The organism is Halomonas sp. B23F22_3 (assembly GCF_043496965.1).
Taxonomy (GTDB): Bacteria; Pseudomonadota; Gammaproteobacteria; order Pseudomonadales; family Halomonadaceae; genus Halomonas.
In genome coordinates, this window is the sequence record NZ_JBIEKG010000006.1 from 22,702 (window position 1) to 40,331 (window position 17,630).

Sequence of the window (17,630 nt, forward strand, 5' to 3'; positions counted from 1 at the left end):
CTCCTCGATCATTGTTGTATTAGTCAGCGCTTGAAGGAGTATAGAAGAGCGCAACCGTTCTTCACGCATACCACCCCGGCGAGATAAACGCGGGCGTCAACGCTTGCGATCAGCGCGCGGCCATCACCGCCACGAAGGCCACCAGCAGCACGAACAGCAGCCCCAGGATCACCCCCGCGACGATGAAGGTTCCGGGTCGCTCGGAGCGAAAATCTTCACGGCGGCGCTCGTCTTTCTGCACGCCCAGAAAGGCTGCCAACACCGACTTGATCGCCTGCCACATCACCGTTCTCCGCTGCCGTGTCGAGACCTGCCTCTGACCCTAGCTCAGATGCGCGCGAACAGGCGTGAGGGCATTTCACGCTGGCACCGAAAAAAGGCCGCAGGCGAGCTTCGCTGCAACGCACCATCGCCGGATAGTCTTCTATACTCCAAGAGCCCGCAGACACGACGTGGCCTACCATCCGCCCGCCTGGAGGAGACCAATCATGACCCAGCACGATGACACCGCGACCAATCCGGCGCTGGCCGCCGCGGAACCGATGATGGAGTGGTGGCAGAAGCAGTGGAGTCAGGGCGTGACGCCCATGGCGCGCATGCAGCTGGCCTGGATGCAGAGCATGGCCGAGGCCATGCAGTTCGAGGCCCAGTTTCTCAAGACCCTCGCCGAGAGCGGCCAGAAGATCGCCGAATCCTTCGAAGGCGAGCCCCCGCAGACTCCGGCCGAGATGCAGCAGCGCTACCAGGCGTTGATCTCGGAGCTCACCGATGCGCAGATGGATCGCATGAAGAAGGCCGCAGAGCTGTCACACGACTTCCGGCGCCGCGTCTGGGAAGAGCTCTGACGGCGCGAGGCTCATCCCACGCCGAGAAGGCCGGTGATCAGCGGCAGCAGGAAGGCCGTCACCAGCCCCGAGAGCCCCATGGCCAAGCCTGAGAAGGCGCCAGCGACGGCGCCCATCCGCGCGAAGGCGTGAGCGGTGCCGAAACCGTGTGCCGCGAGCCCCATGGTGAAGCCCTGAACGGCCGGGTCGGTGATGCGCAACAGCCGCAGGATCCAGGGGCCCAGGGCGCAGCCGATGGAGCCGGTCAGCAGCACCAGGCCGGCCGCCAGCGAGGGAATGCCGCCGATCTGCTCGGCGATGCCCATGGCGATCGGCGACGTCACCGAGCGGGGGGCCAGCGACAGCAGCGTCTTGGTATCGGCGCCGAGCAGCATGGCGAGCCCGAGCGTCGTCGTTACCGCCGTGAGCACCCCCGCCCCACAGGCCAGCAACAGCGGCCACAGCAGACGGTAGACGCGCTGGCGATGGTCATACAGGGGGATCGCCAGGGCCACCGTGGCCGGCCCCAGCAGGAAGTGGATGAACTGAGCCCCCTCGAAGTAGGTGGCATAGTCCATATCCACCAGCAGCAGCAGCACGATCAGCATCGCGATGGCCAGGGTGACCGGATGCAACAGCGGCGTGCCGCCCACGGCGCGATTGATCCTGACCGCCAGGGCGAAGACCAGCAGCGTGGCCAGCAGAGAGAGCAGCGGATTGCCGGAAAGATAGACCCACAGCTGATCGAAGGAGGCGAGGTTCATGCGTCCTCCTCTGCCCGACCGCCGTGCGCGGCGTTGCGGCGCTGCAGGCGTTCGAGAACCCAGGCCGTCACGGTGAGCGTCACCGCCGTGGACACCACCAGGGTCACTGCGATCGGCAACAGGTCCGCACCGATCAGCTCGAAATGCACCATCAGCCCGACCCCGGCGGGCACGAACAGCAGCGTCAGATAGCGCAGCAGCCCCTCCCCCGCCAGGCGCAGGCATGAAGGCACCTTGCCGCGCACCAGCAGCGCCACCAGCAGGATCACCATGCCGATCACCGGCCCCGGTATCGGCAACAGCAAGCCCTTCGCCAACAGCTCCCCCGCGAACTGGCACGCCAGGAGCATGCTCATTCCCATGATCAGCGGCATCGTGTCTTCCTTTTTGCGGCTCCCGGGGAGCCCTTCCTCGTTGCCGATAGTGTGACAGAACCTGCGTGATCCGGGGACCTCACGCACCTGCTGGCCAAGCGATTGAAAAGAAAGCGCAAAAAGGACTTTTCATTTTCCGCGAGCCGCGCTAGTATACGCCTCGTTCTCGGGGGCCAGGCAGCAAGGCCAACAGACCCGAAAACACCGTCGGAGCGTGGCGCAGCTTGGTAGCGCGTTGCAATGGGGTTGCAAAGGTCGCAGGTTCGAATCCTGTCGCTCCGACCACGAACATCAAGAGAAACCGCCACTTACGGGTCATGCCGGGTGGCGGTTTTTCGTTGTGGCTTCCATGGGTTCCCTATGGCGGCCATCAAAACGTCGTCGATGCTACCTGAGCGAGACGGCCGGCGCTGTCGATGGCCACAGGCCGGACCTGGATCCCGGCATCGCCGCGTAGCCGAGCATAGGCGCGCCGAGGTCGGGGCCAGACTGCACGTGAAAGCGGCGGCGATGTGCAAAAAGTGCCAACGCCCTGGCCGCTATTTGCTGTTTCGCTTCATGGTTCGCAGCAACTCGTTCTGCTCCCTCAGCAGGGCAAGAATTTCTTCGTTCTGTGCCTGCAGTCTCGGCATGACCGTCGATATCACTCTCGGCGGCGCATCCTCGGGCATGGCCTTCATCATCCGCTCGAACATCGAATGATGCATGCTGCCCGGGGCGCACTCCCGTGTCTTGCGGTGAGTCAGAAGACAAGCCCCTGCGGCCAGTGCCGCGCAAGACAGCACGGCACCAATAGATTTGCGGTGCATCTGCATCTCCGTGTTTTCCTGGGCCCAAGCATTGGAGTGGCCGTGGCAGCATCGTCACTCCTGTCGCCCAGGCGATGGCTGAGACAACATGCGCATCGCCCAGGGTCGCTTCTCCATCCGCCCGCGGCGTGCCACCCTCCTGATCCCGACGTGAGACACCGATGGCTCATTCACACTACCGGCGTTTCGCGCCCGTGTTTCTGAATCCCGGCAAGCGTGCGGTCTGGCAGGGTCATGGGCCGACTTCAAGCCGGTTTTCCCCCGTCATCGAGGAAGTCGACGAAACAGCGCCCCTTGCTCGCCAGGGGCTGACGGTGAGCATTCACCGCTATAGAGCGGCATCGGCTCGGGCGCATGCCGAGCCAGGATGACACGCAGTGCTCCTGCCTTGATCGCGGGGCCGGAAATGATAGTGGGCAGCAGGGAGATGCCAACGATCTCAGCTTCAACCAGCACGTCACCGTTGTTGCTCACCATATCGCAGCGCCGTGATGAGGCTCTCGGCTCGATCACCACCTGGAAATCGTCTCGCAGGCCGCCAGTTCCATGTAGCTATAGCGCAGATCACGATGGGCTTCGAGATCTTCCAGACGCCGCGGGGTGCCGCGACGCTCCCGGCAGGCCGGCGACGCGCACATCAGCAGGCGTACCGCCGCGATTCGCCTGGCGCTCAGCGAGAAGATGTTCAGGTGGCCGATCCGCAACGCAACATCGAAGCCCTACCCCGACGATATCGCCCTTGCGATCGATCAGCTGCGGGTCGATGTCGACGGCAGGATGGGCACGCTGGAAGTCACTCAGCAGCAGGGCCAGGGGGCGTATGGCGAAGCTCACCAGCGCACTGATCCGCAGCCGCCCTCTGGAGTGGATGTGCAGGTCACCGAGTTCGAGCTCCATGTCATCGGCGTCGTCGAGCACAGACGGGTGAATCATAAGCGGGTCCACGCCACCCAGGCCGTCATTCGGGAGATACGCGCCAGCGCGGAGAGCCTCTCCGACACCATGCGATAGCTCTGACGGCCGCCTAACCTCAGCGCGAGTCGTCGAGTGCCGTCAGGAACGCCTCGGCGGGCTGGGGGCGCGCGAACCAGAAGCCCTGCCCCATCTCACAGCCCATGGCCGCCAGGCTGACCGCCTGCTCCGGCGCCTCGATCCCCTCGGCAACCACCCGGCAGCCCAACCCATGGGCCATGGCGACGATCGACTCGACCAGCCGGTGGCTCTCGGCGTCTTCCAGCAGGTGGGTCAGGAAGCTGCGATCGATCTTGATGGTGTCGACCGGCATCCGCCGCAGGTAGGCGAGCGACGAGTGGCCGGTACCAAAATCGTCGATCGCGATGCTGACCCCCAGGTCGGCCAGCTGCTGGAGCTGCTGCAAGGCCGCCTCCAGGTCGGTCATCACGGCGGACTCGGTGACCTCCACCTCCAACGCCGCCGGGGGCACGTCGTGGCGCGCCAGGGCCTTTTCCACCTCGGCGACGAAGCCCGGCTGGCAGAGCTGGTGGGCGGAGACGTTCACGGCGAGGCTGAACGCCCGCTCGACGCGACCCGCTCGCCGCCAGTGACTCAACATGGCGAGAGCAGACTCCAGCACCCAGGCGCCCAACGCCAGGATATCGCCACTCGCCTCGGCCATCGGAATGAACTCGGCCGGCGAGACCGTCCCCAGCGCAGGGGGCGTCCAGCGCACCAGCACCTCGGCGCCAGAGACCCGCCCCGTGCCGAGTGCCACCTTGGGCTGGTAGTGAAGCGAGGTCTCGCCGCGCTCGACGGCCTGGGGCAACGCCTGGCGCAACTGCAGGCGTCGCTGTTCGGAGGCTTCCAGCGCCGGGCTATACACCTGAATGACGCTTCCCTGTTGCGCGTGGGGCACCGCCAGTGCCGCCATGTGCACCAGCCGCTCCGGCTCCAGATCGTGTCCGCCGGCAACGCCGATCCGGCCATCGACCTGCAGCCGCAGGCCGCAGGTGGCCAGGGGGCGCTTGAGCTGCCCGCAGACGCGTGCCGCCAACAGCTCGAGCTCGGCGGTCGAGGTCCGGGGCTGAATCAGCAATAGCTCATGGCTGCCCCAGACGCCGATCACGCCCTGCTCCGGCAGGGCGGCCTCCAGGCGCCGGGCCAGCGCGTGCAGGAAGGCCTCGGTCACCCGGTGCCCCTGATAGCGCATGATGGCGTCGATCCCCTCCAGCACGATGAACAGCACGCCCGCCTCGATGCCGTCTCGCTGCCACTCGCCGAGCGACGCGGTGAGCCCGCGGCGGTTCGGCAGCTTCGTCACCGGGTCGGTGCAGGAGAGCCGCTCCAGCTCCTCCGTGCGCTCGGCCACCAGCCGTTCCAGCGTATAGGCCTGCTCACGGCGCCACAGGTAGCGGCTCTGGTCGCGCAACGCATTATGAATGCGTGCCAGCACCTCGTCGTGGTCGAACGGCTTGGTCAGGAAATCGCGCACGCCCATGGCAAGCGCCCGCCGGCGGGTCTCGTCGTCGACCTGGGCGGTCAGCACGATGGTGGGCGGCGCCTCGACGCCGAAGGCCTCCTGCAGGCCCTCGAGCACCGCATAGCCGTCCAGGTGAGGCATGCGGATATCCAGCAGCAGCAGGTCGGGCACCTGCGCCCGGCAGTACGCGAGCACCTCGCGCGAGTCGGTGAGTCCGGCGACGTGCTGATAGCCATGATCCTCCAGCAGGTCCTGGAGCAGCTCGATGTTGACGGCATGGTCGTCCACGACCAGCAGCCGCTTGTGGTAGAGGGCGGGATCAGAAGGCATCCACATTTCCTTCCAGCAATGAGAGGTGGCGGGTGAGGGTCGCAGAGAACGACACGAGCTCGAGGGGCTTGGTCAGGTAGTCGTCGAACCCCGCCGCCAGGCCGCGCTTGATGTCGCCCGGCATGGCGTTGGCGGAGAGCGCGATCACCGGCAGCGATCGTGGTAGCTGCCGCAGTCGCTCCAGGGCCGCATAGCCGCTCATCCCCGAGAGGTTGAGATCCATCAGCACCAGGTCCGGCGGCCTTGCCTCGATCTGCGGCAGGGCGAGCTCGGCGCTGGGGTAGATGCGCAACTCGCAGGCCGGCCACTGTGCGAAGACATCCTCCATCAGGCGCTGGTTGGCGGGATTGTCCTCGATATAGACGATCCGCGCCGCCACCTCGTCCGACGTGCCGGCCCCCGCCTCCACCTCGGCATGGCTGACCGCGGGTTGGCCGTTTTCCGTCAGCGCCAGACGGCAGTGAAAGGCGCTGCCCTGCCCTTCTACGCTCTCGACCTCGATCGCGGCGCCCATCGCCTCGAGCAGCTGGCGCGTGATGGCAAGGCCGATGCCGGTGCCCTCTATGCCCTGATGCTCCGCTCCCAGCCGCTGGAAGGGCTGGAAGAGCCGCTCCAGATCCTCGTCACGCACGCCCTGACCGTTATCGCGCACGGTGACGCGAAGGCACTCCTCCTCCTGGGCGGCCTCCAGACACACCCAGCCGCCCGCGCGATTGTATTTGATGGCGTTGCTGAGCAGGTTGAGCAGCACCTGCTTGAGCCGTGTGTAGTCGGCGTAGACCGGCGGCAGCGGGCCGCCGATCCGCTGATGGATCACGACGCCGTGGGCCTGAGCCGTCGCTTCCAGGGCGTTCGCTGCATCGTCGGCCACCTCGGCCAGCGAGATCGCCTCCATGGAGAGGCTCAGCTGGCCAGCCTCGACCCGGGCCAGGTCGAGGATCTGGTTGATCAGCTCCAGCAGGTGCTGGCCGCTGCGCTCGATCTGGGCGACCTGGCGCTGCTGGCGCGCCTCCAGCGGGTGACGCTTGCCGCTGCCCAGCAGCTGGGCAAAGCCTAGGATCGCGTTCAAGGGCGTGCGCAGCTCATGACTCATCGACGAGAGGAACTCGCTCTTGGCGCGATTGGCCTGGTCGGCGCTGTCCCGTGCCTCGGAGAGGGCCGCAATATAGCCCTCGCGTTCCGCCATCTGCCGATAGAGGTTGATCAGCAGGGCGCAGGTCGCCGTGAAGGGCTGCAGCCACTCCAGAAGTTCCTGATCATAGCGACGACGTCCGTTGGCGATGGCGAACATCCCGATCAGGCGCCGGCCATCGAAGATCGGCACCCCCAGGTAGTTGTGCAGCGGTGGGTGACCGGGCGGGAAACCGCTGCGATTCGGGTGGCCATCCAGATCATCGGTCATCACCACCTCGCCATGGGCAAACACCCGGCCGAGCAGCGAAGCGGGGTTGGAGAGGGTCATATCGCCGCTGCGCAATCGCTCCATCAGCAACCGCGACTCCTCGTTCCAGGAGAGGTCGGTGATGGCGTGGATCTTCAGCGCCGGCACGCCCGCGTCCTCGATCACCTCGCCGATCAGGGCGTAGTCGCTGTCGGTGAGCTCGCGCAGCGCCTCCATCAGGAAGTCCCACAGCCGGTGACCCGACATCAGCGCCTGGTAGTCAGTGATCCCGCGATGCAGCACGCGAATCAGGCTCGCCTGGCGCACCGCCTCGGTGGTGTCCCGGGCCACGCCAACCACGCCGCGAATGGTGCCGTCGTCATCCCTCAGCGGCCCGAGCTGCAGGTCGTGATACCGGCCCTGCAGGGGCGGCAGCGACACACGCTGCGGCGCGCCGCTGGCGATCACCTCCGCTTCGGCGGCATCAACGCGCGCCTGAAGCTCATCGGGCAGTTGCGGCGACTCCTCGTCGACTGCCGTGCCGGAGGTGCCCTCCAGCAGCGACAGGCAGGCGGTATTCGCGGCCAGGTAGCGCCCGCTGCGGCTGCGGGCATAAATGGGATCGCTACTGCCGTCCAGCACGGCGCGCAGCAGCTGGCGCTCCTTGGCCAGCCGATCGCCGGCCTCGGAGAGGCGCATGTTCAGCGTTACCAGCTCGCGCTGCTGGGCCTCCTGTGTCACCTGCAGTCGATGCTTTCTCAGCAAGGCTTCGGCCTGGCTGGCCAGGCGTTTCAACAGCTGGCGGTCGCGCGCGGAAAACTGCCGAGGCCGGATATCGATCAGGCAGAGGGTTCCCACGGCATGCTCCCCATCGGGAAACAGCGGCTGTCCCGCATAGAAGCGGATACCGGGCTCACCGATGACCAGGGGATTGCCCCGGAAACGTTCATCCTCGCCGACATCCGGCACCACCAGTGGCTGGCCTGCGGCGATGGCATGGCCACAGAAGGAGACCTCCCGCGACGTTTCGCGGACCTCCAGTCCGGCACAGGCCTTGAACCACTGCCGGTCCTCGGCGACCAGCGAGACCAGTGCGATGGGTACCTCGAAGAGCTCTCGCGCCAGCTCGACCAGCTGGTCGAAGCCCGCATCGGGTGCGGAATCGAGGACGCCCAGCGCCGCCAGGGCGGCCAGGCGGGCGGCGTCATTGTCAGGAAGGGGGGGCTTCTGCATGAAAGCGCTCACGATCAGGCGTTAGGTAGTTATCGGCCTAGTAATATATCCGGCTTGAGCACCGGCCGATCCGTCGGCTCAGCGTCCCATGCGCCGTGCCTGCTTGCGCTCGTACATCGCCGCATCGCAGAGCTGCAAGACAGTATGTGTATCATGCTGCCGCGGGGAGGTCGCGATCACCCCCACACTGGCTCCCGGATAGTCGATCAGATCGTCGCAAGCGTGAAACTCGCCCGCCGTCAGGCCCTCGAGATAGCGCTTGAAGGCATCGAGCGCCGCCGCGGAATCGGCTTCGGCCTGGCGCACCACCACGAACTCATCGCCTCCGTAACGGGCGACCAGATCATCTGCACGGCAGCCCGCCTTCAGGCGGTTGGCCATCTCGATCAAGAAGCGGTCGCCGGCGTCGTGCCCGAAGCGGTCATTGATGGCCTTGAAGCCGTCCAGATCGATAAAGGCCACGTGCAGCAGCCGATCCTCTTGGGCTGACTGGTCGAGGCGCTGACCCAGCTCATGCAACAAGGCTCGGCGGTTGGCGATGCCGGTCAACGGATCCGTGTTGGCATGCTGCGCCAGGGTACGGTTCTCGGTGGCCAGCAGATTCAACAGCCGCTCGCTCTCGATATAACGCGAGATCAGCTGACCAAACAGCGTCAAGTACTGCTGGGCCTCCGCCGTTACCGGGATCGCCTCATCGCTCGCACCGCACAAGGTGCCATAGAGGGCATCGTCGATCAGGCGGATGGGCTCGCTCAGATAAGTCTTCAGCCCCAATTCTCGCGCCGCCGCGGAATCGCCCCAACAGGAGGCGACGTCCTGGGTATAGCGCCTGCCTTCCAGGACGGCCCGTCGACACAGCGTGTCCTGCCAGGGCACCGTCAGCCCTTCCGGGATGATCAGGCGTCCGGTGTTGCGGGCATAGATCACGGTCTGCACCTGACCAATTTCATCGATCATCGTGAAGTAGGTCGAGTGCAGCCCGGTGACCTCTTCCAGCAGCTTCAGCAGTGGGCGGACTACCGCCTCCAGCCGCGTACTCACCTCCGGGGCGACCTCGAGGCGCTTGAGCACCGCTGCCAATCGCTTGGCATGTCCCGTCATGGCAGATCCTTGTGATGATCTTGCATAAGTTGCCCCTGCACCTGGAGCGTTGCGGTCACGCTGACGGTTCAATGCATGCCGCACGAGGAACATATCGAGGGTCCGCGATTAAGTGGCGACAGTCGTCTAGATCGCGTTTTTCGGCCTTCCACCTGCCAGGATGGCGGGCACACACGATGAGCAGAGCGGCGGCGTGACTACACGGACAATATCAGGGGCCAGACGGAGTCGCGACCGCGTACTGGCAGAGTGTTGTCAAGCAACGAGATAGGTTATCGGCCAGTCGCGAAAATGCTTTAGGCCACCGTGCGTAGCGGAGATAGGGTAAATGGCACTGAAGAATGATAGGTGTCGGGCGAGATGTCGCCGTCCTGCACGGTGGGCTCCCAACAGCAACGGAACGGACGAATACACTGAGGATATGAGACGCCAGACGCATCCAAGAGGACAACGTCTGACGGCCCGTCATGAGGAGGATCGAGCGCCTCCAAAACACTCAATAATCAACGTCGGCAACGGCTCGGTTGCCGAGCTCCGGTCCAGGCGTTTCAGGGTAATTCGCCGGTGCCCGACACTCTCAGCTACCGCCCTTGGTGGTGGGCTTCAGGGAGGCGGTGGCTTTAGCTTCCTTGTCCGCTTCAGCGGCTTCCTCGAACTTGGCACCCTCCTGCTCCTCGGCTTTCGTGTTTTCCTCGGGCTTGTCCTTATCCTCGGAATTGGCCTCTTCCTCGGGCTTGGCGTCTTTCTCGGCGGCGGCCGCGGCTTCGGCCTCCTCGGCTTCTTCCGCCAGGTCCGCCGCGGGGTGGAGCGGCTCGCCCTCCTCATCCTGCAGCTGGTAATCGTAGGCCGCCTGGAGACCGGACTCTTCCTCGGCCTCTTCCTCTTCGGCCTGGGCGATGTAGCCAGGGTAAAAGGGCGAGAGGATGGCAAAGAGAATGCCCAGCGCGGAGAACATGGAAAACGCCGTGGCGTAGCCGAAGCTGTTCACCAGCGAGCCGACGACCGGCGAGCCGGTCGCCTGGCCCAGCGAGACCGCCATGAAGGGCAGCACCGGCCCCACCGCCAGCCGACCCGGCAGCAGGCGGATGCCGGTCATCAGGTATAGCCCGGTCAGACTCATGTAGGCCAGGCCGAAGACCAGCGCGGAAAAGGCCGCCAGCACCGTCTGCGCGGGGCTGGCCGCGAGCAGGGCCAGGCTCGCGGAGAGCATCATCAGCATCAGCGAGTGCGTGATGGGCGGATTGTTGCGATCGGCCAGGTCGGCCACCACGGCACCGCCCAGGCCGGCGATACCCACCGCCAGCCACAGCCAACCGGTCGCGCCGGACGGCAGACCGCCGAGGGTGACCACCAGGTCGGGAGCGAAGATCCAGTAGGCGGCGGAGACGAAGCCCATCACATAGGCGAACAGCGAAAGCCTGACGAGACGCGACCATGGCAACTCGTTGAGCGGCGGCGGTGGTGCGGCGTTGGCCGGCGTGATCCTCGACACCGAGGGCAGGAAGAGCCAGGCGGCAACCACCCCGGCACCCGCCAGAAGGGCGAAGGAGATGTACGCGAGACGCCAGGCGCCGGCCATGAACAGCACCGTCGGCACGGCCACGATCACGCCGATGCTGGTCCCGGCGTTCATGACCGAGCTGACACGCCCGTGCAGCGAGCGTTTCACCAGAGCCTGCATGGCGGCCGTCAGCGCCGGCATCATCAAGCCGGTGCAGATGCCGCAGGCGAATACCCCTGCCCCGAGCACGAGTGCACCGGGCGCCTGACTGATCAGCGCCAGCCCGGTAACGCCGAACGCACCGGAGAGCACCGCCGCATTACGAGCACCAAAGAGGTGGGTGACGAGCGGCGCGATCAGCGTCGCCAGCAGGAAACTGATCAGCGGCAGCGCGCCGATGATACCGATCACCGACGGCGTGAGGCCCAGCTCCTCACGGATGGGAGGGACGAACAGACCGAAGGCGAAACGCGCGAGGCCATAGCTGATCGCGATCAGCGCCGCGCCAAGCAGCGCGAATTCCGTGCTGGAGGGTGACCTCATACGACTTCCTCCATTCTCGTCATGAGGATGCTGGCTCGTGTCATGTTCAGGCTTCGTTCCCTGCGCGCGAATCCCGCCCGCGGCTGCTCGATATGGTTATTGGCGTTGATCACCATCACTCCCTCACCTTCTGGATGCATAGGTACGCTGCAGCAGTCGAGAGCAGCAGACATGGGCAGGCAGACCGTGCTCGGCTCACCGGTCAAGGTAGAGCAGAGGACGCCATACCGGCATTGAGCACGCCACCCACGGTATCAAACACAGCCTAGAGCTGACGCCAACAGTACATATTGATACATCATCCAATGGTTGAAGGACCGGTATTGCGATCGGCAACCTGTTGAACACGACGCCCCCGGGTCGTCATCCGCACCTCCAGCTTGTACATCGCGCTAGCCGGGTATAGCTTTTTCTTGCCACCCCCGCTGCACAGGATTCCCGCATGTCGGCAAAAACTGCTCCCCTGCCCGACCGCGTGACCCTCGAGGCCCTCGGCGACTGGTTGCGGGTCGGCCGGGCGTCCAGTGTCGACGTTCCCACCGTCGAGGTGCGCTCGATCGACCAGGGCTACTACCTGGTGCGCCTGCACCATGAAGATGGCGTCAGCCAGCTGGTCGACGCCGACGGCCAGGCCAGGCCAGGCGCTTCACCGGCATCCAGTGGGCGAGCCGGGCGCTGTAGCCGCTCGGCCTCACCCACGGCGTACTGACCTGGGCCGAGGTCACCGACGAGATGATCGGCCTGCCGGCCGTTCCCAGCGACCCGCAGAGCGTGCTTACCCACGGCACCCGGGTGGCCTTCCAGACCCGCTAGCGTGTCTGTCTCACATATCTGTCTCGCCGCCGATCGCCCCTTCCCGCCCCTTCCCGCCACTTCCCGCCACTTCCCGCCGGGCGCCTCCGGGTAGCCGGATCGCCGCCTTGCCCCTATTCTCATGCCAGTCCCCGCCATTCGGGGGTGGCATCATCATCTTCAATAATTGGCATTTTGGATCGTCATCTATATCAATAACAACTGGCTATGTGTCTCTGATACGCTACTTCGGTTTTCGCGCCCCAACCCCTGACACTGCCCCGCACGCGGTGCCGACGCCGTACGCCCCCCGGCCGCCCCGAGCGATGTTGCGGGCCGGCATAGAGGCAAAGAATAAAGGAGACGTCGATTGGAACTGTTTCAGTACGCCCTGGATAACCTGGAGCTCCTGTTATCCCGCACGATCGAGCACATCTCGCTGGTGGGCGTGGCCGTCGGCATCGCCACCCTGACCGGGGTGCCGATCGGCATCGCCATCACCAAGAACGAGCGCGCCGCCCGGACCGTGCTCTACATCGCCTCGATCATCGTGACGATCCCCTCCATCGCGCTGTTCGGGATCATGATCCCGATCCTCTCGCTGATCGGTCAGGGCATCGGCTACCTGCCCGCGGTCATCGCGGTGCTGCTCTACTCGCAGCTGCCGATCATCCGCAACACCTACACGGCGATCAACAACGTCGACCCGGCCCTGCGCGAGGCCGCCCGCGGCATCGGCATGAGCCCCAACCAGCGCCTGCTCATGGTCGAGATCCCGCTGGCCGTGCCGGTGATCATGGCCGGCGTGCGCACCGCCGTGGTGCTCAACATCGGCGTGATGGCGATCGCCGCCTATATCGGCGCCGGGGGCCTGGGCACCTTCATCAGCCGCGGCATCTCCCAGTCCGATCCGCGCCAGCTGATCATCGGCGCCGTGGCCGTCAGCGTGCTGGCGATCATCGTCGACTACTCGCTGCTGGCCCTGCAGAAGCGCCTGACGCCCAAGGGCATGGAGCGCGCCGCCGCCACGGCCTGAGCCGTTCCTGCGCCACGCTCCGTCGATCAGACGCCACTGCCCGATCCGTTAACGCTGCTGACCTGACAAGACGGCCACCCCGACAAGGCCGCCGCCCCAGACAAGGACCGCTACATGATTCGACTCGATAACCTGACCAAGGTCTTCGACACGCCCAAGGGCGCCGTGACCGCCGCCGACCACATCAGCATGGAGGTGCCGACCGGCGAGATCTGCATCCTGCTCGGCCCCTCGGGCTGCGGCAAGACCACCACCCTGAAGATGATCAACCGCATCATCCGCCCGACCTCCGGCAAGGTGTTCATCAACGGCGAGGACACCACCAGCCTCGATACCCAGGATCTGCGCCGTAACATCGGCTACGTGATCCAGCAGATCGGCCTGTTCCCCAACATGACCATCGAAGAGAACATCACGGTGGTGCCCAAGCTCCTGGGCTGGAACAAGGCGAAGTACAAGGAGCGCGCCCGGGAGATGATGCGCATGATCGCGCTGGAGCCCGACGCCTTCCTCAAGCGCTACCCGAGCGAGCTCTCCGGCGGGCAGCAGCAGCGCATCGGCGTGGCCCGGGCGCTGGCCGCCGACCCGCCCGTGATGCTGATGGACGAGCCCTTCGGCGCCATCGACCCGATCAACCGGGCGGTGATCCAGGATGAGTTCCTGAAGATGCAGCAGGATCTCAAGAAGACCATCATGTTCGTCAGCCACGACATCGACGAGGCGATCAAGATGGGCGATCGCATCGCCATCTTCCGCGCCGGCAAGCTGGTGCAGTACTCGCAACCCGACGAGCTGCTCGCCGCGCCCAAGAACGAGTTCGTCGAGTCCTTCCTCGGCGAGGACCGCGCCCTGAAGCGCCTCAACCTGGTCAAGGTGCGCGATCTGGCCAGCGACGAGATCGGCCTGGTGCGCCCCGACGACACCCTCGAGACGGCACTGGCGCGCATCGGCGACTACGGCTACCAGAACAGCATCGTGATGGTGAACGCCAAGCGCCAGCCGGTGGGCATCATCAACGCCGCCGTGGCCCGCACCACCAAGGGCCACTGCCGCGATCACTTCCAGAGCGTGCCGGTGGTGGTGAGCCTCGACGACGACCTGCGCAAGGTCGCCTCGCTGATGTTCTCCAACGACATGACCTGGGTGCCCTGCGTCGATGACGAGGGGCGCATCGTCGGCCAGATCACCCAGCGGGCGATCACCCACCACCTGGGCTCGCGCTATCGCGCCCACTCCGGGCCCGACGCCGCGGCCAGCGAGACGTCACCGTCATCATCGGCCAGCGAGGAGTAAGCCCATGCCGACGCTGAACCTCTCCGGGGCCATGCGCCTGCTGGTGCTCGTGGCGGTCTTCATGGCCGGGATCTGGAGCCAATCCAGCGGCGTGATCGACGACTTCATCTTCTATCTGCCGGATATCCAGTTCCTGGCGGTGCAGCACCTGTGGCTGACCGCCATCTCCGGCAGCCTGGCGATCCTCGTCGCCATCCCGCTGGGCATCGTGCTGTCGCGCCCCAGCATGGCGCGGGTCGCCGAGTCCGCGATGCAGGTGCTCAACGTGGGCACCACCATCCCGACGCTGGCCGTGCTGGCGCTGTCGATGAGCTTCCTCGGCATCGGCACCGTGCCAGCCGTGTTCGGGCTCTTCGTGGCGACGCTGCTGCCGATCACCCGTAACACCTACACTGGCCTCAAGGGGGTCTCGCCGGCCCTCATGGAGGCCGCCGCGGGCATCGGCATGTCGCCCGCCCAGCGCCTGCTGAAGGTCGAGCTGCCCAATGCGCTCTACGTGATCTTCGCCGGCATACGCACGGCGCTGGCCATCAACGTCGGCACCGTGCCGCTGGCCTTTTTGATCGGTGCCGGGGGCCTCGGCGAGCTGATCTTCACCGGCATCGATCTTTACGATCCGGTGATGATGCTCTCCGGCGCCATCCCCACGGCCCTGCTGGCGGTGGTGGTCGACATGCTGATCGCCGTCACCGCCTTCCTGCTAGTGCCGCGAGGCGTGAACCCGAGCCGGGCCTGACCCGCCCGGCGCAGTACCCGACACATCGCGATGTGCGGCAGCGAGATCGCCGTATCGAGACAACACGATTCATCACGACCGGCCACGAGGCCGGTACGCAACGACCCGGCAATCACAACAAGGAGCGACTCCATGAAGACTCTGATGACCCTGCTCACCGGCGCCGCACTGGCCGGCAGCCTGACCACCGCCCAGGCCAACGAGATCGTGGTGGGCGGCAAGAACTTCACCGAACAGCAGATCCTCGCCAGCATGACCAGCCAGTACCTCGACGCCCTGGGCTACGACGTCGAGAAGCGCTCCGGCATGGGCTCCGCGGTGCTGCGCCAGGCGCAGGAGAACGGCCAGATCGATCTCTACTGGGAGTACACCGGCACCTCGCTGATCAACTACAACGACGTCACCGAGCGCCTGTCACCGGAAGAGACCTATTCGCGCGTCAAGGAGCTCGACGCCGAGAAGGGTCTGGTGTGGCTCGAGCCCTCCGAGGCCAACAACACCTACGCCCTGGCCATGCGCGAGGACGACGCCGAGGAGCGCGGCATCGAGTCCCTCTCCGACCTCGCCCAGGCGGTCAACGAGGAAGAGGAGCTGACCTTCGCCCTGAACGCCGAGTTCTACGCCCGCGAGGACGGCTGGCGCCCGCTGCAGCAGGCCTATGACTTCCGCATCGGCCGCGGCGACGTCAAGCGCATGGACTCCGGTCTGGTCTACCAGGCGCTGCGCGACGGCCAGGTCGAGGTCGGCCTGGTGTTCGCCACCGACGGACGCATCCCGGCCTTCGACTTCCGCGTGCTCGAGGACGACCAGAACTACTTCCCGGCCTACGCCCTGACCCCGGTGGTGCGCGAGGAGACCCTCGAGGCCAATCCCGAGCTCGCCGAGCAGATGAACACCCTCTCCGGCCTGCTCGACGACACCACGATGTCCAACCTCAACGCCCAGGTCGACGTCGAGAAGGTGACCATCGAGCGCGTCGCCGAGAACTTCCTCGAGGAGAACGACCTGCTGTGATCGGCGTTTGAGCCAAGGCTCGTCCTCATCGCCTGATCGCCACGAAGGCCGCCTGCGGGCGGCCTTCTCTCTGTCAGCACCGTTTCCACCCGCCCGCTCGCGAGTCGACCGCCATGAATGAGTTCACCCACCTCGAGCCCACCCCGCACGAAGCTGGCCCGCTGGAATGGATGCACCGGGTCGATCTCTCGACCCTCGACGATGCCCATCTTCATCAAGCCAAACGCTGTCTGCTCGACCTGCTGGGGGTCGCCGCCGGCGCCACCCGCACCCCGCTTGCCGACAAGGCCGCCCGCTTCGCGACCACCCAGCACGGTGGCGAGCGTCCGCTGCTGTTCGCTCCCGGTCACGCCTCGCCCAGCGGGGTCGCCCTGCACGGCGCCTGGCTGATCGATGCCCTGGACGCCCACGACGGCCAGGTGCTGACCAAGGGCCATGCGGGCGTGGCCCTGCTGCCGGGCCTGCTGGCGCTGCCGGAGATCGACACGCTCTCGGGGCGCGACTTCCTGGCCCTTCTCGTCGTCGGTTACGAGATCGCCACTCGGGCCGGCATCGCCCTGCATGCCACGAGCCCGGACTACCATACCTCGGGTGCCTGGAATGCCCTGGGCGTGGCCGCGGTGGCGGCGCGCCTGCGCGGTGTCGATGCCGAGACCCTGCATCATGCACTCGGCATCGCCGAATTCTATGGGCCGCGCAGCCAGATGATGCGCTGCATCGATCATCCGACGATGCTCAAGGACGGCTCCGGCTGGGGCGCCATGACCGGCCTCTCGGCGGCCCTGCTCGCCGTGGACGGCTTCACCGGTGCACCGGCGCTGACCTTGACCGCGCCGCAGGCGTCCGCCGTCTGGCGCGATCTGGGCTCGCGCTGGTACGTCCATGAGCAGTACTTCAAGGCCTACCCGGTCTGCCGCTGGGCCCAGCCGGCGGTGGAGGCCGTGCTTGCCCTGGCCGGGGAGATTCGCGATCCGGCGCGCATCTCCCGCATCGAGATCGTCACCTTCCATGAGGGCAAGCGCCTGCATGTCACGCATCCCGAGACCACCGAACAGGCCCAGTACAGCCTGCCCTGGTCGGTGGCCTGTGCGCTGGGTCGCGGCAGCGTGGATGTCGCCGGCGTCTGCGATGAGCTCGATGCCCCGGACCTCAAGGCGCTGGCCGGCAAGGTGGAGATCCGAGAGGACGACGCCTTCAACGCCCGCTTCCCCGCCGAGCGTTGGGCCCGCGCTCGTCTGCATCTCGACAGTGGTGAGGTCCTCGAGAGCCCGGACCTCGAGGCCCGCGGCAACCCGGACAGCCCGCTCACCGATGCCGAGGTGCTGGCCAAGTATCGGGCGCTGGCCGAGCCCGTGCTGGGTGAGCGCGCGGCCAGGCTTCGCGACGTGGTGATGAGCCTGGAGACACGCCCGGCAAGCGAGCTGCTGGCCCTGCTGGGCGCACCTTGAAGCACCGACGGCCG

17 protein-coding genes and 1 tRNA gene are annotated in these 17,630 nt (G+C 66.0%); 9 read left to right on the forward strand and 9 right to left on the reverse strand.

Annotation, left to right across the window (positions count from 1 at the left end; translation table 11 throughout):
* Window positions 1-109: 109 nt before the first annotated feature.
* Window positions 110-283 (reverse strand): DUF2970 domain-containing protein, encoded by a 174-nt coding sequence (locus ACGTNG_RS14470; protein ID WP_394797229.1) that lies wholly within the window; start codon window positions 281-283, stop codon window positions 110-112.
* 205 nt (window positions 284-488) lie between these two features.
* On the opposite strand from ACGTNG_RS14470, the gene ACGTNG_RS14475 reads away from it, so the two are divergent.
* A complete protein-coding gene (locus ACGTNG_RS14475; protein WP_394797230.1) occupies window positions 489-845 on the forward strand; it encodes a hypothetical protein in 357 nt (118 codons plus the stop codon).
* Window positions 846-856: 11 nt separating this feature from the next.
* Here the strand turns inward: ACGTNG_RS14475 and ACGTNG_RS14480 are convergent, their stop codons facing one another.
* Complete coding sequence (locus ACGTNG_RS14480) at window positions 857-1,588, reverse strand: LrgB family protein (protein ID WP_394797231.1); 732 nt, start codon at window positions 1,586-1,588, stop codon at window positions 857-859.
* Window positions 1,585-1,962 carry a CidA/LrgA family protein gene (locus ACGTNG_RS14485; protein ID WP_394797232.1) on the reverse strand — a complete coding sequence of 126 codons (378 nt, stop codon included), beginning with the start codon at window positions 1,960-1,962 and terminating at the stop codon, window positions 1,585-1,587. The genes ACGTNG_RS14480 and ACGTNG_RS14485 overlap by 4 nt, the downstream gene beginning before the upstream one ends.
* Before the next feature lie 208 nt (window positions 1,963-2,170).
* On the opposite strand from ACGTNG_RS14485, the gene ACGTNG_RS14490 reads away from it, so the two are divergent.
* Window positions 2,171-2,247: transfer RNA gene (locus ACGTNG_RS14490), tRNA-Pro, on the forward strand.
* Between the two features lie 254 nt (window positions 2,248-2,501).
* Here ACGTNG_RS14490 and ACGTNG_RS14495 read toward each other — a convergent pair.
* On the reverse strand, window positions 2,502-2,777 hold the full coding sequence (locus tag ACGTNG_RS14495; protein ID WP_394797233.1) for a hypothetical protein: 276 nt from the start codon (window positions 2,775-2,777) through the stop codon (window positions 2,502-2,504).
* Window positions 2,778-3,035: 258 nt separating this feature from the next.
* Window positions 3,036-3,248: a type 2 periplasmic-binding domain-containing protein gene (locus tag ACGTNG_RS14500; protein WP_394797234.1), complete on the reverse strand. Its 213-nt coding sequence runs from the start codon at window positions 3,246-3,248 to the stop codon at window positions 3,036-3,038.
* 123 nt (window positions 3,249-3,371) lie between these two features.
* Here ACGTNG_RS14500 and ACGTNG_RS14505 point away from each other — a divergent pair, with 123 nt between their 5' ends.
* On the forward strand, window positions 3,372-3,782 hold the full coding sequence (locus tag ACGTNG_RS14505) for a hypothetical protein (protein ID WP_394797235.1): 411 nt from the start codon (window positions 3,372-3,374) through the stop codon (window positions 3,780-3,782).
* A 19-nt stretch (window positions 3,783-3,801) separates the two neighbouring features.
* Here the strand turns inward: ACGTNG_RS14505 and ACGTNG_RS14510 are convergent, their stop codons facing one another.
* From ACGTNG_RS14510 to ACGTNG_RS14525, 4 genes are all read right to left on the reverse strand, one after another.
* The gene (locus ACGTNG_RS14510; protein ID WP_394797236.1) at window positions 3,802-5,538 is read right to left on the reverse strand and encodes a putative bifunctional diguanylate cyclase/phosphodiesterase; all 1,737 of its coding nucleotides are present in this window, start codon (window positions 5,536-5,538) and stop codon (window positions 3,802-3,804) included.
* The gene (locus ACGTNG_RS14515) at window positions 5,528-8,152 is read right to left on the reverse strand and encodes a GAF domain-containing protein (RefSeq protein WP_394797237.1); all 2,625 of its coding nucleotides are present in this window, start codon (window positions 8,150-8,152) and stop codon (window positions 5,528-5,530) included. Before ACGTNG_RS14515 ends, ACGTNG_RS14510 begins: the two co-directional genes overlap by 11 nt.
* Window positions 8,153-8,230: 78 nt before the next feature.
* Window positions 8,231-9,253: a GGDEF domain-containing protein gene (locus ACGTNG_RS14520; protein ID WP_394797238.1), complete on the reverse strand. Its 1,023-nt coding sequence runs from the start codon at window positions 9,251-9,253 to the stop codon at window positions 8,231-8,233.
* 577 nt (window positions 9,254-9,830) lie between these two features.
* Entirely contained in the window at window positions 9,831-11,297 is a 1,467-nt protein-coding gene (locus ACGTNG_RS14525) for an MFS transporter (protein ID WP_394797239.1), read from the reverse strand.
* A 442-nt stretch (window positions 11,298-11,739) separates the two neighbouring features.
* Between ACGTNG_RS14525 and ACGTNG_RS14530 the strand changes: the two genes are divergently transcribed.
* The 6 genes from ACGTNG_RS14530 to ACGTNG_RS14555 all read left to right on the forward strand — a co-directional run bounded on the left by ACGTNG_RS14530 (window position 11,740) and on the right by ACGTNG_RS14555 (window position 17,616).
* Window positions 11,740-12,006 carry a hypothetical protein gene (locus ACGTNG_RS14530; protein WP_394797240.1) on the forward strand — a complete coding sequence of 89 codons (267 nt, stop codon included), beginning with the start codon at window positions 11,740-11,742 and terminating at the stop codon, window positions 12,004-12,006.
* Window positions 12,007-12,459: 453 nt separating this feature from the next.
* The gene (locus ACGTNG_RS14535) at window positions 12,460-13,125 is read left to right on the forward strand and encodes an ABC transporter permease (RefSeq protein WP_394797241.1); all 666 of its coding nucleotides are present in this window, start codon (window positions 12,460-12,462) and stop codon (window positions 13,123-13,125) included.
* A gap of 114 nt (window positions 13,126-13,239) precedes the next feature.
* Window positions 13,240-14,418: an ABC transporter ATP-binding protein gene (locus ACGTNG_RS14540; protein WP_394797242.1), complete on the forward strand. Its 1,179-nt coding sequence runs from the start codon at window positions 13,240-13,242 to the stop codon at window positions 14,416-14,418.
* Window positions 14,419-14,422: 4 nt separating this feature from the next.
* Window positions 14,423-15,154: an ABC transporter permease gene (locus ACGTNG_RS14545; protein ID WP_394797243.1), complete on the forward strand. Its 732-nt coding sequence runs from the start codon at window positions 14,423-14,425 to the stop codon at window positions 15,152-15,154.
* Window positions 15,155-15,286: 132 nt separating this feature from the next.
* Entirely contained in the window at window positions 15,287-16,168 is an 882-nt protein-coding gene (locus ACGTNG_RS14550) for a glycine betaine ABC transporter substrate-binding protein (RefSeq protein ID WP_394797244.1), read from the forward strand.
* 113 nt (window positions 16,169-16,281) lie between these two features.
* Entirely contained in the window at window positions 16,282-17,616 is a 1,335-nt protein-coding gene (locus ACGTNG_RS14555; RefSeq protein WP_394797245.1) for an MmgE/PrpD family protein, read from the forward strand.
* Window positions 17,617-17,630 lie beyond the last annotated feature (14 nt).

What these genes read in the sequence shown, in the direction of transcription:
- ACGTNG_RS14470 (WP_394797229.1), bottom strand. Translation starts at nt 283, where the DNA reads ATGTGGCAGGCGATCAAGTCGGTGTTGGCAGCCTTTCTGGGCGTGCAG.
- ACGTNG_RS14475 (WP_394797230.1), top strand. Translation starts at nt 489, where the DNA reads ATGACCCAGCACGATGACACCGCGACCAATCCGGCGCTGGCCGCCGCG.
- ACGTNG_RS14480 (WP_394797231.1), bottom strand. Translation starts at nt 1,588, where the DNA reads ATGAACCTCGCCTCCTTCGATCAGCTGTGGGTCTATCTTTCCGGCAAT.
- ACGTNG_RS14485 (WP_394797232.1), bottom strand. Translation starts at nt 1,962, where the DNA reads ATGCCGCTGATCATGGGAATGAGCATGCTCCTGGCGTGCCAGTTCGCG.
- ACGTNG_RS14495 (WP_394797233.1), bottom strand. Translation starts at nt 2,777, where the DNA reads ATGCAGATGCACCGCAAATCTATTGGTGCCGTGCTGTCTTGCGCGGCA.
- ACGTNG_RS14500 (WP_394797234.1), bottom strand. Translation starts at nt 3,248, where the DNA reads ATGGTGAGCAACAACGGTGACGTGCTGGTTGAAGCTGAGATCGTTGGC.
- ACGTNG_RS14510 (WP_394797236.1), bottom strand. Translation starts at nt 5,538, where the DNA reads ATGCCTTCTGATCCCGCCCTCTACCACAAGCGGCTGCTGGTCGTGGAC.
- ACGTNG_RS14515 (WP_394797237.1), bottom strand. Translation starts at nt 8,152, where the DNA reads ATGCAGAAGCCCCCCCTTCCTGACAATGACGCCGCCCGCCTGGCCGCC.
- ACGTNG_RS14520 (WP_394797238.1), bottom strand. Translation starts at nt 9,253, where the DNA reads ATGACGGGACATGCCAAGCGATTGGCAGCGGTGCTCAAGCGCCTCGAG.
- ACGTNG_RS14525 (WP_394797239.1), bottom strand. Translation starts at nt 11,297, where the DNA reads ATGAGGTCACCCTCCAGCACGGAATTCGCGCTGCTTGGCGCGGCGCTG.
- ACGTNG_RS14530 (WP_394797240.1), top strand. Translation starts at nt 11,740, where the DNA reads ATGTCGGCAAAAACTGCTCCCCTGCCCGACCGCGTGACCCTCGAGGCC.
- ACGTNG_RS14540 (WP_394797242.1), top strand. Translation starts at nt 13,240, where the DNA reads ATGATTCGACTCGATAACCTGACCAAGGTCTTCGACACGCCCAAGGGC.
- ACGTNG_RS14545 (WP_394797243.1), top strand. Translation starts at nt 14,423, where the DNA reads ATGCCGACGCTGAACCTCTCCGGGGCCATGCGCCTGCTGGTGCTCGTG.
- ACGTNG_RS14550 (WP_394797244.1), top strand. Translation starts at nt 15,287, where the DNA reads ATGAAGACTCTGATGACCCTGCTCACCGGCGCCGCACTGGCCGGCAGC.
- ACGTNG_RS14555 (WP_394797245.1), top strand. Translation starts at nt 16,282, where the DNA reads ATGAATGAGTTCACCCACCTCGAGCCCACCCCGCACGAAGCTGGCCCG.